12 protein-coding genes and 1 pseudogene are annotated in these 13,818 nt (G+C 44.7%); 8 read left to right on the top strand and 5 right to left on the bottom strand.

The features are described from left to right. Positions 1-53: 53 nt before the first annotated feature. Positions 54-641, bottom strand: coding sequence for a hypothetical protein (locus ACO0K1_RS15265; protein WP_423027214.1), 588 nt, complete (start codon positions 639-641; stop codon positions 54-56). A gap of 529 nt (positions 642-1,170) precedes the next feature. On the opposite strand from ACO0K1_RS15265, the gene dapC reads away from it, so the two are divergent. The 7 genes from dapC (at position 1,171) to ACO0K1_RS15230 (ending at position 9,540) form a co-directional block, all read left to right on the top strand. Then, the gene (gene dapC / locus ACO0K1_RS15260; protein ID WP_423027212.1) at positions 1,171-2,388 is read left to right on the top strand and encodes a succinyldiaminopimelate transaminase; all 1,218 of its coding nucleotides are present in this window, start codon (positions 1,171-1,173) and stop codon (positions 2,386-2,388) included. Positions 2,389-2,787: 399 nt separating this feature from the next. After that, positions 2,788-3,615, top strand: coding sequence for a 2,3,4,5-tetrahydropyridine-2,6-dicarboxylate N-succinyltransferase (gene dapD, locus ACO0K1_RS15255; protein ID WP_423027210.1), 828 nt, complete (start codon positions 2,788-2,790; stop codon positions 3,613-3,615). 92 nt (positions 3,616-3,707) lie between these two features. Beyond that, positions 3,708-4,850 carry a PilT/PilU family type 4a pilus ATPase gene (locus tag ACO0K1_RS15250; protein WP_423027208.1) on the top strand — a complete coding sequence of 381 codons (1,143 nt, stop codon included), beginning with the start codon at positions 3,708-3,710 and terminating at the stop codon, positions 4,848-4,850. Positions 4,851-4,964: 114 nt separating this feature from the next. Further along, positions 4,965-5,345 (top strand): Spx/MgsR family RNA polymerase-binding regulatory protein, encoded by a 381-nt coding sequence (locus tag ACO0K1_RS15245; RefSeq protein WP_423027206.1) that lies wholly within the window; start codon positions 4,965-4,967, stop codon positions 5,343-5,345. Continuing rightward, complete coding sequence (gene dapE, locus ACO0K1_RS15240; RefSeq protein ID WP_423027204.1) at positions 5,342-6,469, top strand: succinyl-diaminopimelate desuccinylase; 1,128 nt, start codon at positions 5,342-5,344, stop codon at positions 6,467-6,469. Before ACO0K1_RS15245 ends, dapE begins: the two co-directional genes overlap by 4 nt. 22 nt (positions 6,470-6,491) lie before the next feature. After that, the gene (gene prmB, locus ACO0K1_RS15235; RefSeq protein ID WP_423027202.1) at positions 6,492-7,394 is read left to right on the top strand and encodes a 50S ribosomal protein L3 N(5)-glutamine methyltransferase; all 903 of its coding nucleotides are present in this window, start codon (positions 6,492-6,494) and stop codon (positions 7,392-7,394) included. A 157-nt stretch (positions 7,395-7,551) separates the two neighbouring features. Next, positions 7,552-9,540 carry an ATP-binding cassette domain-containing protein gene (locus ACO0K1_RS15230; RefSeq protein ID WP_423027200.1) on the top strand — a complete coding sequence of 663 codons (1,989 nt, stop codon included), beginning with the start codon at positions 7,552-7,554 and terminating at the stop codon, positions 9,538-9,540. A 599-nt stretch (positions 9,541-10,139) separates the two neighbouring features. On the opposite strand, the gene ACO0K1_RS15225 is transcribed toward ACO0K1_RS15230, so the two are convergent. Further along, positions 10,140-10,943, bottom strand: a complete 804-nt coding sequence (locus ACO0K1_RS15225) for a zinc-dependent peptidase (protein WP_423027198.1) — start codon at positions 10,941-10,943, stop codon at positions 10,140-10,142. 169 nt (positions 10,944-11,112) lie between these two features. Next, the gene (locus tag ACO0K1_RS15220; RefSeq protein WP_423027196.1) at positions 11,113-11,751 is read right to left on the bottom strand and encodes an NAD(P)H-dependent oxidoreductase; all 639 of its coding nucleotides are present in this window, start codon (positions 11,749-11,751) and stop codon (positions 11,113-11,115) included. A gap of 419 nt (positions 11,752-12,170) precedes the next feature. Here ACO0K1_RS15220 and ACO0K1_RS15215 point away from each other — a divergent pair, with 419 nt between their 5' ends. After that, positions 12,171-12,515: a hypothetical protein gene (locus ACO0K1_RS15215; protein ID WP_423027194.1), complete on the top strand. Its 345-nt coding sequence runs from the start codon at positions 12,171-12,173 to the stop codon at positions 12,513-12,515. Between the two features lie 58 nt (positions 12,516-12,573). Here the strand turns inward: ACO0K1_RS15215 and ACO0K1_RS15210 are convergent, their stop codons facing one another. Both ACO0K1_RS15210 and ACO0K1_RS15205 read right to left on the bottom strand, forming a co-directional pair. Next, positions 12,574-13,554 carry a class I SAM-dependent methyltransferase gene (locus tag ACO0K1_RS15210; protein WP_423027192.1) on the bottom strand — a complete coding sequence of 327 codons (981 nt, stop codon included), beginning with the start codon at positions 13,552-13,554 and terminating at the stop codon, positions 12,574-12,576. Positions 13,555-13,699: 145 nt separating this feature from the next. Next, positions 13,700-13,818, bottom strand: a pseudogene (locus ACO0K1_RS15205) (IS30 family transposase); the annotation flags it as partial.

Raw genomic sequence — 13,818 nt, 5'->3', positions numbered from 1 at the left:
CAATCACTAAGCAACGGCCAATCATCGTGACGACGAGCCAATCCACCCATTATTTACTGGCAGGAAACCACTATTGCTGTAATCGACCCAGTTGCCGGAATTGTTCCAGTTGCATTGCCCAAAGTGCATTTCAGACCTGTCGAGGTACTAACGATGGAAACGGCATAACTTCCACCCACAGCGACTGCTGTTGGGAACGCAAATGCGCCATTTACATTGAGTGTTAACTTATCAGCGCCATTGGCTAATTGAACAGAACCGCCCGTTGGCAAGCCGGAGACAGCACCAAAAACAACGTTGTTACTACCGATATTAGCAACACAACTGACCGCAACATTTGTCACTGCCGCACCGTTCGACGATACCGTACCAGTACCATTTGTTACCGAGCAAGTTTCACCAATCGGTTGCGTCCCAACAGAGACATTGTAGGTACTACCAGATTGGATCGACGTCGAAAACGCAAAAAAGCCATTGGCACTCATCGTCAGCGGATTAGCCCCGTTATTTAACAATTGCACTGTCGTACCACCCGACAAACCTGTAAGCGTACCGCCAATTTGCGCGCTGGACGTGCCGCCGCAACCAACAACGACCATGCCGACCAAGGAGCCTGCCAACAAGATTTTTAATTTATTCATCTTTCTCACACAATCCTCTTGTATTTAAATCAATTTTTATAAGCTTCACAACTCAGCTACACTAAAAATCGCAAAAAAACGTCATCAAAATAACCTGCAGTTGAGATAACGATGCAACGTAGGCGCAATTTTAACTCAAGCAAGCCACGGGCAACGAAATTAGTCCATATAGTAAACGATCAAAAAAATCGACAACAGCCGCCAGTTGTAAAGCTTTTCACTCTATTTGTATCTGCTTGTAAGTACTTTTCGGTCGCACTGGCATCGCCTGACACAAAATAGGCAGATGAAAAAAATGCATCAACTGACTTTTTTACTTCTCCAGATCTTAGATGCGAAGACGAAGCAACAATGATGACCGATGAGTGCCGTTCTTAAGAATCTACAGAAAATATCATAAAGCCTTTATCGCAAGAATCTCGGTAGAGATATAATGTTGCAGGCAGCGGACGGATGCGCCATGCCGCATCCATTGCTTGCTAAAAAAATGCACAAATAGACCACAGTAGAAAAAAGACAGAAAATAAAAATGGCTTTTCATCCCCATCTTGCAAAGTTACAACCTTACCCTTTCGAGAAATTAAAGCGTTTATTTGCCGAAATTGAGCCGAATCGTTCATTGAGAGCTATCAGCTTAGGGATTGGCGAGCCTAAACATCCAACACCAGAATTTATTAAGCAGGCATTAATCGCCAATCTGGATGGACTTGCCAGCTATCCAGCCACAGCAGGATCTGACGCACTGCGCAGCTCTATTTCACACTGGCTTGCCCGTCGCTACAACATTCCCGCGCCCGACGCGGCAACACAAATTTTGCCAGTCAATGGATCACGTGAGGCCTTATTCGCGATTGCACAAACGGTGATCAATACGGAGAAGTCAGTACTTCCGCCATTAGTTCTATGCCCTAATCCGTTTTATCAAATATACGAAGGTGCAGCATACCTTTCCGGTGCCGAACCCTATTTCGCCAATTCAGACCCGCTACGCAACTTTGCGCCAGATTATAAGAGTATCCCTGAAGACATTTGGAAACGTGTTCAGTTGCTTTTTATCTGTTCACCAGGCAATCCAACAGGCTCGGTCTTAAGTCTTGAAGACTGGCGTGAGTTATTTGAACTATCAGATCGTTATGGCTTTGTTATCGCTGCCGACGAATGTTATTCAGAAATTTACTTCAAATCCGAAGCGCCTTTAGGCAGCCTGCAAGCAGCTCAAATGCTAGGCCGACCAACCTACTCACGTTTGATTACCCTATCAAGCTTATCTAAACGCTCTAATGTTCCCGGAATGCGTTCTGGATTTGTAGCAGGCGACGCCGAGATTATTAAAAATTTCTTGTTGTATCGCACCTATCATGGCAGTGCAATGAGTCCAGTGATTCAAGCGGCGTCAGTTCTTGCTTGGAATGATGAGGTACATGTAGAGGAAAATCGCGCCAAGTACATTCAGAAATTTTCCCAAATCACACCGCTACTGCAAGAAGTTTTAGAGGTTGACTTACCAGACGCCGCGTTTTATTTATGGGCTAAAGTCGACCACCTAAACGGGATTAGCGACACGGAATTTGCAAAGCAATTGTATGAAAAATATCATGTCACGGTACTTCCCGGTAGTTATCTGGCCCGTGAAGCACATGGCATCAATCCTGGTCAAAATCGCATTCGGATGGCGCTAGTCGCAGAAGTGGATGAATGCCTTGAAGCGGCAATCCGTATTGTCCAATTTTGCAAAGAATTATCATAAAACAAGCACGGCAACAGAGGCTATAAGGTATTTTTAAAAAGTCTACTCTTGCTGTTTAAGGGGAATTGCCATTCGCAAAATTTTCAGCATGCTATCGCAGTAGTGGCACAATAAGCCCGCTATTACTTGCCAGCAGACGCCAAAAGCGCCATGTGAACATTTTGCTAAAACAGACACGGATCAACGCTTAACAGCTTGGTCTGAGCAATCAATTACGTAGTCAATTAAGTAGTCAATTAAGTAGTCAAGTAAGTAGTCAAGTAAGTAGTCAATTAAGCAATAATCAATAAGTTAATTGAATAAATAATTGAATAAATAATTGAATAAATAATTGAATAAATAATTGATTAAATAACGCATGAAATAATTTATTTTTACTCCTATTTTAGAAGACTCAACATGACTCAACAATTACAGCAAATCATCGAACAAGCGTGGGAAGATCGTGCTAATTTTTCTCCAAAATCTGCGCCAGCAGAAATTCGTGAAGCGGTCGCCCATGTACTCAGCGAACTCGATAGCGGCAGCTTACGCGTGGCGCAAAAAATCGATGGTAATTGGCATGTCAATCAGTGGATAAAGAAGGCAGTTCTATTATCTTTCCGTCTTGAAGATAACATCTGCATGCCGTCAGGTGACCATATGCAATTTTTTGATAAAGTTCCGACAAAATTTGCTAATTACACAGCGGAAGATTTTGCCAAAGGTGGTTTCCGTGTTGTCCCACCAGCGGTTGCGCGCCGTGGCAGCTTTATCGCAAAAAATGTGATTTTGATGCCGTCGTATGTCAATATTGGCGCGTACGTCGATGAAGGCGCAATGGTAGATACCTGGGCGACTGTGGGTTCATGCGCGCAAATTGGTAAAAATGTACATTTATCCGGCGGCGTAGGGATTGGTGGCGTCTTAGAACCGATGCAAGCCAACCCAACAATTATTGAAGATAACTGCTTTATTGGCGCTCGCTCTGAAATCGTCGAAGGTGTGATCGTGGAAGAAAATTCCGTTATTTCTATGGGCGTCTACATCGGTCAATCCACTAAGATTTACGACCGCGCTACTGGTGAAGTGACTTATGGTCGCGTCCCATCGGGCTCGGTTGTTGTGTCTGGCAATTTACCTTCTGCTGACGGCAAATATAGTTTGTATTGCGCAGTCATTGTGAAGCGTGTAGACGCTCAGACCCGTTCCAAAACAAGTATTAACGAACTGCTACGCGGCGCTTAATTAATAAATTAAGCACTAGTAATGTAATCGGAAATTGCCCGGTTGAGACAGTTGAATAGAACAGATAGTTTTTGGATTGCAAAGGAAGCGTCATGGCAGCAATGGAGCGTTTATTCCAACTAATGAAAGAAAAGCGTGCTTCAGACATGTTTTTCGCGATGAATTCTCCGGTTCATTTGAAGATTAACGGCAATTTAATACCAATTAATCAGCAAAAAATGGATCAGGTAAACATCTTTTCATTGCTTAATGAAGTTGTTTCGGCCGAACACATGGAGGTTCTGCAGCGTGAAAATGAACTCAATATCGGCATAGGCGCTGCCGGTATTGGGCGCTTCCGTTTGTCAGCATTCCGGCAACGTGGTTCTATTTCTGCGGTATTTCGCTTCATTCCTGGCGATATTCCGCGATTAGAAACGCTGAATTTGCCACCAATCATGCCCGAACTCATTATGGAAAAGCGGGGGTTAATTCTCGTGGTTGGTTCCACCGGGTCGGGCAAATCGACCACCATTGCCTCAATGTTAGATTATCGCAATGAAGTTAAGACCGGCCATATTCTGACCTTAGAAGATCCGATTGAATATTTATTCCGCAGCAAAAAATCGATCGTCAATCAGCGCGAAATTGGTACCGATTCTGAAAGCCTGAAAACGGCCTTGAAGAACTCTTTGCGGCAGGCACCTGACTGCATTTTAATTGGCGAAATTCGTGATTTAGAAACCATGATTGCGGCGATTGCTTACGCTCAGTCCGGGCACTTGGTGCTCGCCACCCTGCATGCCAATAATAGTTATCAGGCTTTAAATCGTATCATCAGCTTTTTCCCGATGGAACACCGCACTGCCCTGCTCTTAGATTTGGCGTCGTCTGTACGTGCGATTATTTCGCAACGCTTGATACGATCAGTCGATGGTGGTCGTTGTCCAGCAGTCGAAATTATGCTCAACACACGTTATGTATCCGAGTTAATTGAGCAAGGTGATATTTTCCAAATTAAAGAAGCGATTGAAAAAAGCTTATCACCTGGTTCACAAACATTTGAGCGCGCACTGATGAATCTGATCAGAGAAGGCTTAATTACGAAGGAAGAAGGATTATCCAACGCAGATTCGGCGAACAACTTAATGTGGTTGCTCAACAATGAAGCGTCAGGCAATCCAGCTCCAATAGAAGAACCCGAACCAGATGCAAAAGAAGAGGCCTCGTTTACTGAATTCACCCTTAATGTATAAGCTACTTTTATGTTCAGGCTACTTTTATGCAGAATTATTGTAGCTAAAACATGAACTGGGTATATCCAGTGAACTTTTTCACTTAGTTAAATAACGCACTAAAAGAAACAAACAATGTCCGATAAAATTACTGTCTTTGGTATTCCAAATTGCGATACAGTCAAAAAATCCCGGGTCTGGCTTCAAGAGCAAGGCCTGGATTTTGATTTTCATGATTTTAAAAAACAGGGATTGGATCAGGCAACGGTAGAAAACTGGCTGCAGCACGTTCCTTTGGAAATCCTCATCAATCGCAAAGGGACCACCTGGCGCGCACTATCAGATGAGCAAAAAGCCTCTGCAGCAGAGAGTTCTTCTGCAATATCACTCATCCTTAATAATCCGTCTTTGGTAAAACGTCCGGTTTTGCAGATCAACGGTACCAACAATTTGAAGCATGTTTCGGTTGGTTTTTCAGCGAATCAGTTTCAAACAATTTTTGAACAAAAAAAATGAGTAAAACGCTAGCCCTGACAGAGCAATTAATTTCCCTTGACTCGGTTACCCCCGAAGATAAAGGCTGTCAACGAACCTTAATTTCACTCCTGGAACCACTAGGCTTTAAGTGTGAAACCATTCAATCAGGCGACGTTACCAATCTTTGGGCACGAAGAGGAACGGCGCAGCCTTTAGTCGTTTTTGCGGGTCACACAGACGTCGTACCAACAGGCCCGATTAACCAATGGCAATCGGCCCCCTTCACGCCTACTCATCGTGAAGGTAAACTATTCGGTCGCGGTGCCGCGGATATGAAAACGTCAATCGCTGCATTTGTGGTCGCCAGTGAAGAATTCATTGCGGCGCATCCAGCGCACAATGGTTCGATTGGTTTTCTGATCACGAGCGATGAAGAAGGCCCCGCAACAGATGGCACCGTGGTCGTTTGTGATTTACTGAAAGCACGTGGTGAGCAACTGGATTATTGCATTGTCGGCGAACCGACATCGGTGGACGCCTTGGGCGACACGATCAAGAACGGTCGCCGCGGCACGATGTCAGGCAAATTGACGGTCAAAGGCGTCCAAGGTCATATCGCCTACCCACAGTTAGCCAAAAATCCAATTCATGCCTTCGCGCCTGCCATGGCAGAATTAGTGGCAGAAGTCTGGGATCACGGTAATGAGTATTACCTCCCAACATCATGGCAAATGTCGAACATACACTCGGGCACCGGTGCTTCAAATGTCATTCCAGGCGAAGCAGTGATTGATTTTAATTTCCGGTTTTGCACCGCCAGCACCGCAGAAAGCTTACAACAACGAGTGCACGCCATACTTGATAAACATCAGTTGAACTATGAACTGAAATGGACTATCGGTGGTCATCCATTCCTGACGCCTAAAGGCAATCTCAGCGATGCATTAGCGGACGCAATCCGTGCCGAAACCGGCATTGAAACTGAATTATCCACGACTGGTGGTACCTCTGATGGTCGCTTTATCACCAAAATCTGCCCGCAAGTCGTCGAATTTGGCCCACCCAACGCCAGTATCCATAAGATCGACGAGCACATCGAAGTGCAATATATCGATCCACTTAAAAATATTTACCGTCGCACATTAGAAAATTTGCTGACTTAATTTGCGCACGAGGACTTTTTACATGACCACACCCGCCACCACCTTCATTACAATTCGCGATTTACTGCGCTACGCCGTAACGCGCTTCAACAAAGAAAAGCTTTTTTTTGGCCACGGTAGCGCCAATGCTTTAGATGAAGCTGCCTATTTGATTTTGCATACGCTCAGTTTGCCACTTGATAAAATCGATCCGTTTTTGGATGCCAAACTTTTGTCTGACGAGATTGATGCCGTTATCCGCGTCATCGAACGCCGCGCGACTGACCGCGTTCCTGCTTCTTACATTACCAACGAAGCGTGGTTGGGTACGTATAATTTTTATGTGGACGAACGTGTTATCGTTCCACGATCTTTTATTGCTGAACTGATACCCGAACATTTCTCACCATGGATCACAGATCCTGACTCAGTCACCAACATTCTTGAGTTGTGTACTGGTTCAGGATGTTTGCCTATCATGCTGGCAGATATGTTCCAGAACGCCCATGTTGATACAGCGGATATTTCAAAAGATGCATTGGAAGTTGCTAAGCGCAACGTTAATACCTACGAACTGCAAGATCGCATTACGCTGATTGAGTCGGACTTATACGCCAATGTACCAGACAAAAAGTATGATCTGATCATCACCAATCCACCGTATGTCAATGCAGGCTCGATGGAAAAATTACCAAAAGAATATTTACACGAACCGCAAATAGCCTTGGCTGGTGGCGAAGATGGTATGGATTTGGTACGCAAAATCGTCGCAGGTGCCGCCCAACGATTGACTGACGACGGCTTATTGATGGTAGAAATTGGCAATGAACGCGCCTTTGCTGAGGCGGCTTTCCCAGAATTAAACTTAATTTGGCTCTCCACCAGCGCTGGCGATGACATGGTATTTTTAATCGAGGCACAGGATTTAGCGAATTTCACTGCATAACCCTGTAAAATTACGACCTGGATTGATTCATACGGGCAAAAACAATTTTTGCCCGTTTCTTATTCAAAAATACTCCTTACCAGTATTTTTGCGAACCGCTTATTTCATGCTGGTAAATTCAGTATAAAGCGACATACTCCCTAATTTTTAAGTTTATATGATACGTTTGCAGCAAGTCATCCTCGCCCGTGGCACGAAGCCCCTGTTTGATAGCGTCGATGTAACCCTCAACCCCGGCGATAAAATTGGCCTGATTGGCTCAAATGGCGCGGGCAAATCCAGCCTGTTCGCCATGTTGCGCGGAGAGTTGCATCCAGATCAGGGCAGTATAGAATTTCCTGCAAAATGGCAACTCGCGCACGTTGCCCAAGAAACACCGCCGTTAGAACGCTCGGCAATTGATTACGCCATCGATGGCGACGTTACTTTACGTAAGCTGGAAGCCGAATTGGCTGCACTAGAAGCCCAACCTGAAAGTTATGAAAACGGCATCGCCATTGGCGATTTATACGGCTCAATGGCAGATGCAGACGCGTACACTGTACGCTCACGTGCCGAACAACTGTTGATTGGCCTTGGCTTCAAACTGGACCAATTGGAACGTTCAGTCGCTAGTTTCTCGGGCGGGTGGCGGATGCGCTTAAATCTGGCGCAAGCATTGATGTGTAAATCTGATTTGCTGTTGCTTGATGAACCAACCAACCATTTAGATTTGGATGCCATCATCTGGCTAGAAGACTGGTTAAAACGCTATGCTGGCACGCTCATCATTATTTCGCATGATCGCGACTTCCTGGATGGTGTCGCCAATGTGATCGTGCATATTGACGAACGAAAACTGAAGCGCTATTCGGGTAACTACTCCGCCTTTGAACGCCAACGTGCTGCGCAATTGATCCTGGCCGCTGGTACGATTGAAAAACAAAACCGCAAACGCGCCCATTTGGAATCTTTCATTAGTCGTTTCGCTGCAAAAGCATCCAAAGCAAAACAAGCACAAAGCCGTATCAAAGCGCTGGCAAAAATGGAAGAATTGGCGCCGTTGCGTGCTGCGGCAGAGTTCTCATTTGAATTCCGTGAACCGTTAAGTGCACCGAATCCTATGCTGGTCATGGAAGATGTTGATTGCGGCTATCGCATTGAATCAGAAACGGACCATAGCTTTACTGAGCGACGTATCGTCAACGACGTCAAGTTTTCTCTGCAAATTGGTCAACGTATCGGCTTACTTGGCGTCAATGGTGCAGGTAAGTCGACGTTAATCAAAACTATTGTTGGTGACATTGCACCACTATCAGGTGTCATGCAAACGGGAAAAGGACTTTCAATCGGTTACTTCGCTCAACATCAGGTGGAAATGTTACGGCACGACGAGTCCCCTTTGTGGCATCTGGCGCACATCGCACCAAATGTTCGCGAACAAGAATTGCGCAATTTTTTGGGTGGATTTAATTTCCCGGGCACGATGGTCACCAGCCCGATCAAACCTTTTTCAGGTGGTGAGAAAGCGCGTCTTGCGTTAGCCATGATCGTCTGGCAACGCCCTAACCTGCTGCTGCTGGATGAACCCACCAACCATCTGGACTTGGAAACACGCGAAGCGTTGACCGAGGCGCTGGCACAGTTCGAAGGAACCTTGGTTGTTGTTTCTCATGACAGACATTTATTACGCGCCACGACCGATCAATTCATTATCGTCGCGGATGGCCAGTTACAAGCATTTGACGGTGACTTGGACGACTACAAAGAATGGCTATTTAAGAGTAAATTAGAAAAAGAAGCGACGCCTTCTTTACCTGAAAAAGCCAAAACAAAAGAAGCGGCATTGCCTCAAGCAAAGCCTATTCCGGTTGCCAAAGTTGACGACAAAGAACAACGTAAACGCGATGCTGACGAACGTCAACGTCTGGCTAATTTGCGCAAACCGATTGAGAATCGCATCAAACGTCTCGAAGAAGAGATGGCAAAACTCAATGCAAAAAAGCAAGCAATCGCCGCTCAACTTGAAGATAGCGACATTTATAGCGATGCAAATAAAGAGAAACTAAAGTCTCTTTTGCTTGATCAAGCATACCTTGTAAAAGAACTTGAAACTACTGAGGCAGACTGGTTAGAGCAACAGGAGTTTTTAGAGGCAGTTGTTTAATGGTTGTTCTATGGTTGTTCTATGGTTGTTCTATGGTTGTTCTATGGTTGCTCACAGTTTGCTTGATGATTTTTTAATGGTTTTAACGAGCGCCGTGATCGAAATTGCGTGTTGTACGCGTTTGATTGAGTTTTCGTATCCATGACAATTTCGGTTGTGACTTTCACCGCTTGAGACAACGCAATTTGTGCTTCAAGCAAAACGGATCAGAAGGTATCTTTGTCCGAGAGAAGCAAGTGTAGATACTTCTCCGTAATACGTGACGCACAAATTATTCCAACACAAGGTGACGGCAGCCGCAGGGCAAAATCTCAGCGCCGCCCTCATTGTCTTAGCCTTCTTGGCAGGACACGAAAGCTAAGCGACTGCCGGGCCACACCTGGTTTGATTCTTCAGAGAGCGATCGTTTTACAATTCAAAAATGACGCAATAGTGAAGCAAAAGCTTGGACGTTAGGATAGGCTCGGATGGCATTTTCTACAAAAAGCTGCTATTGACGTCGATTCTCATATTTTTTAAGGCGGGTGGAAATCGCACTGACATTTTATTTTAGATCACCCCACCACGCTATTCTTAAGTCAATAAATCAAAACACGAGGTCATACCCAATCTCTGGGATCAACCTTGTAATAGCTCTGTAGCTGCGCGTATAAGGCGGGATGATGTTGCGCGAGTTGTTCACTTTTTTTAAAAAATGCTTCTGTGGAAACCGCAAAAAATTCTGCAGGATTGGTGGCACCATAGGGATCAATCACTGTCCCGTGGTGATGGTTGATCGCATTTAACAGGCCTGAATATTCTGACTCCATGACCTTCGACCACGCTTGGTAAGCGGCGGTACTATTGAGTATAGGCGCGCCATTCGTCTGACCCGATTCGCTATCCAACTGGTGCGCAAATTCATGTAAGACGACATCCTGACCATGCATTTCATTATGGGAGTTAAGTGCCACCTGATCCCACGCCAATATCACGCGACCATCACTCCAGGATTCGCCACTCAATCCCTGATTGGTATGGGTAACCACGCCGCCATTCAACATTTCCTTACGGGGCGCGACGAATGCTGATGGATAAACCAGAATATGGGTGAGTTGTGGATACACTTCGCTGGACCGATTTAAAAGCAACATGCACGCTTTGCCGGCGATGGTGACGCGAATTTCATCCGTAATTTCTAAGCCACCACAGCCAACAAAGGTCTTTTGATATAAAAATTGCCGGATACGTCGTTTGAGTTGCATCTGCAAATCAGTTGGCATTTTTGAATAGGCAGGTAAATTTTTACGTAAAATTTTTGAATAGGGTAACGGAAAAGCTTGCGACAGCACATACCTCAAACGAACGCGTGGTACTTCAAATGCAAACAGCAATACAACCGCGATGACGATTAACCAGCCCATTGATATCCTTTTAAACACAGATACCAATCACATGGGCGCGACTCCAGCATTCTCAATGGAGGAATGGCAAAAGAAATTGCAGGATACAAAAATTCAATTACCACCACCCACATACAAAAAAGCTGCCAGGTTACCCGTGGCAGCTTTTTTGTATTGAAAATAATGATACTTATTTCACTTCGGTAACAAATTGCTCAACTGGACGGCGAACTTTTTTCAAATTTACCAGCCAGTCTTTGTCTTCTTCGCGATAACCAATTGGCAGAATCACGACGCTGCGTAGACCTTTGGCACGCAATCCCAGGATTTCGTCGAGCGCGGCTGGATCAAAACCTTCCATTGGCGTGCTATCGACTTCTTCTTCTGCCGCTGCAATCAAAGCACTACCCAGGCCGATATAAGCCTGACGTGCTGCATGTTGGAAGTTCACTTCTGGATCGCGTGTCGGATAAGTGCTCAACAACATATTGCGGTAATTTTCCCAACCTTCATTCTTGAAGCCACGCACTTCATTGGTTAAATCAAACATTGCATTGATCCGCTCAGCTGTGTAATTGTCCCATGCCGCAAAAACCAGTAAATGCGAACTATCGGTGATCTGGCCTTGATTCCAGGCGATTGGTTTGATTTTTTCGCGGATTTCAGCGTTCGTGACCACCAATACTTCATACGGTTGCAGGCCGCTAGACGTTGCTGTCAAACGGATCGCTTCCAAAATAGTGTCCACTTTGGCCTGCGGAACTACTTTTGCCGGATTAAATTTCTTTGTCGCATAACGCCACTTCAATTTTTGAATTAAATCGCTCATTTACTCTATCCTCGGTAAGTTTATGAAGAAATCTTGCTACAACACCATGAAATAAGCCCCACAAACAAACATATATACATACAAGCTAGTTTGTATGTGGACTAAAACGTCACTATAACAGCACATTTCATTTCTTGCTGGCGCGTTCACCAACATTGAATGCATGCGAAAAACAAGTAAAACTGGTTGCTTAGCATGTCAACAATTCACGCGAGAGCAAAACCAAACACTCTGGCTTCCAACATGTATTTCAACGTATCCCGTCTGGCAAAGTATGAGAAATTTCAATGCATAACGATACAAGATAATACCAGTGCCTTGTCAACACCATGAACGCATGGCCGTTGATAGACACAGGAGTACCAGAGCACAGCAAGTGATATTCCAACCCCACATACGCGAATGCAAAAGGAAATAAAATGAAACTGACAACTTTTACCGCAATTATTCTCGCCACTTTATCATTTGGCGCTTTGGCGCAAACAACCGCTCCCACAGCAGCGCCAACGACAACTACCACCCCCAACCCAACCGTTCAAGCTGATCGTGCACAACTGAAGGCCGATCGTGAAGCAGCAAAAGCTGAACGTGAAAAATTAAAAGCAGATCGCCAACAAGCAGTTGCAGATAAAAAAGCAGGTAATACCGCAGCTTTGAGTACGGACAAATCAACAATCCAGGCTGATAAGCAAACCCTCAAAACAGATCATCAAACTGTTCATAGTGATAAGAAAAAACTTCACGCAGATAAAAAAGCAAAATAAACTGAAAGTCTTACTTGAACTGGCTGGAGGGCTTGATTGCCTCCAGCCAAAAATCTAATTACTCAGTTTGACCTTGATTAGATTGAAATGCACGGTCGAACCATTCTGGCAATTGCGTGTAGGCCACATGGATGCTCCCATTCAATGCACCGTATTGCAAACCGTGGCCAACTAGTGTCTGCTCCAGACTTTTACGGGAAAAAATACTGATGTGACCATTTCTAGGTGACGCATACCACCAGGTCAATTTCTGCGATCGGAATATATTTCCATCGGACAATATGGTACTAAAAAGGATCACGCCTTCAGGTTTGCATAGCTTTTTCAGATTATCCACTAATGCACCAACATCAGGTACATGTTCAAAAACTTCGAACGCAGTAATAAAATCAAATTGTCCTAAATCATCAATCAATTTTTCACGATCTACAAATGGGTCAAAGGTTTCTGACGTCCAACCATTTTCGCGCAACGTCTTACTTAACAAACCAGAGCCGCCACCGTAGTCAAGATGTCGTATTTTTTCTTTACAAAAACCGAACGTTTTATTTAATAATTTCGCATTAGAGTCAGGACGAAAGAATTTGTAATCCGGATCGACCATTCCATATTCTTGATTATAAATACGTTTTTCAAACTCATCGAATCCCCACGCTTGCATTTCCGGTGCAAAACAAAATCCACAATGATCGCAAAGAAAATAATCGATCAACATTCCACTCGGAGACAGTTTGACGCCCCGAAGTTCTTCGCATGACTTATTGAGATCAACTGTATCCAATAGCACTGCTGTATGTCCACAAACCTGACAAGGCGCAGTTTTTGGTGTTACTGGCACGTTCGATACAGCACTGCCATTGCGAATCGGCACCACTGAATCGACACTTGCAAGCTTGATCCCATGAACATTAATACTATGAGGACTACTGGATAGTCTCGCTGCATAGTTGGGAATTTTCGCTGCTGTATGAACTACGTCGTTTCCATCAGTAGCTTGCCCCATACCATGCAAATTTTCTTTCCCAAATGATTCATTCATCGAAACATACGATCCAGAAGAAACTTGTGATGATTGCGACAGTGAGTTTGGCGGCACGACGGATGTTTTGCTTTTCGGTTCAATCTCTATTTTTGAAACGGGGCGACCTAATACTGCCTTGATAAGTGTTTTAAAACTGGCGGATTCAATTTCGAAGTGCAACCACATGTTGATGCGATTGTAACTGCTTCATAAATACTTGGTGCGGCGTTTTGAAGCCGAGACATTTTCTGGGACGATGATTTAAGCTGTTCATCGCCCATA

This window comes from Undibacterium sp. SXout20W (assembly GCF_049340285.1).
Classification (GTDB): domain Bacteria; phylum Pseudomonadota; class Gammaproteobacteria; order Burkholderiales; family Burkholderiaceae_D; genus Undibacterium.
This window is presented reverse-complemented; position numbering and strand designations above follow the sequence as displayed.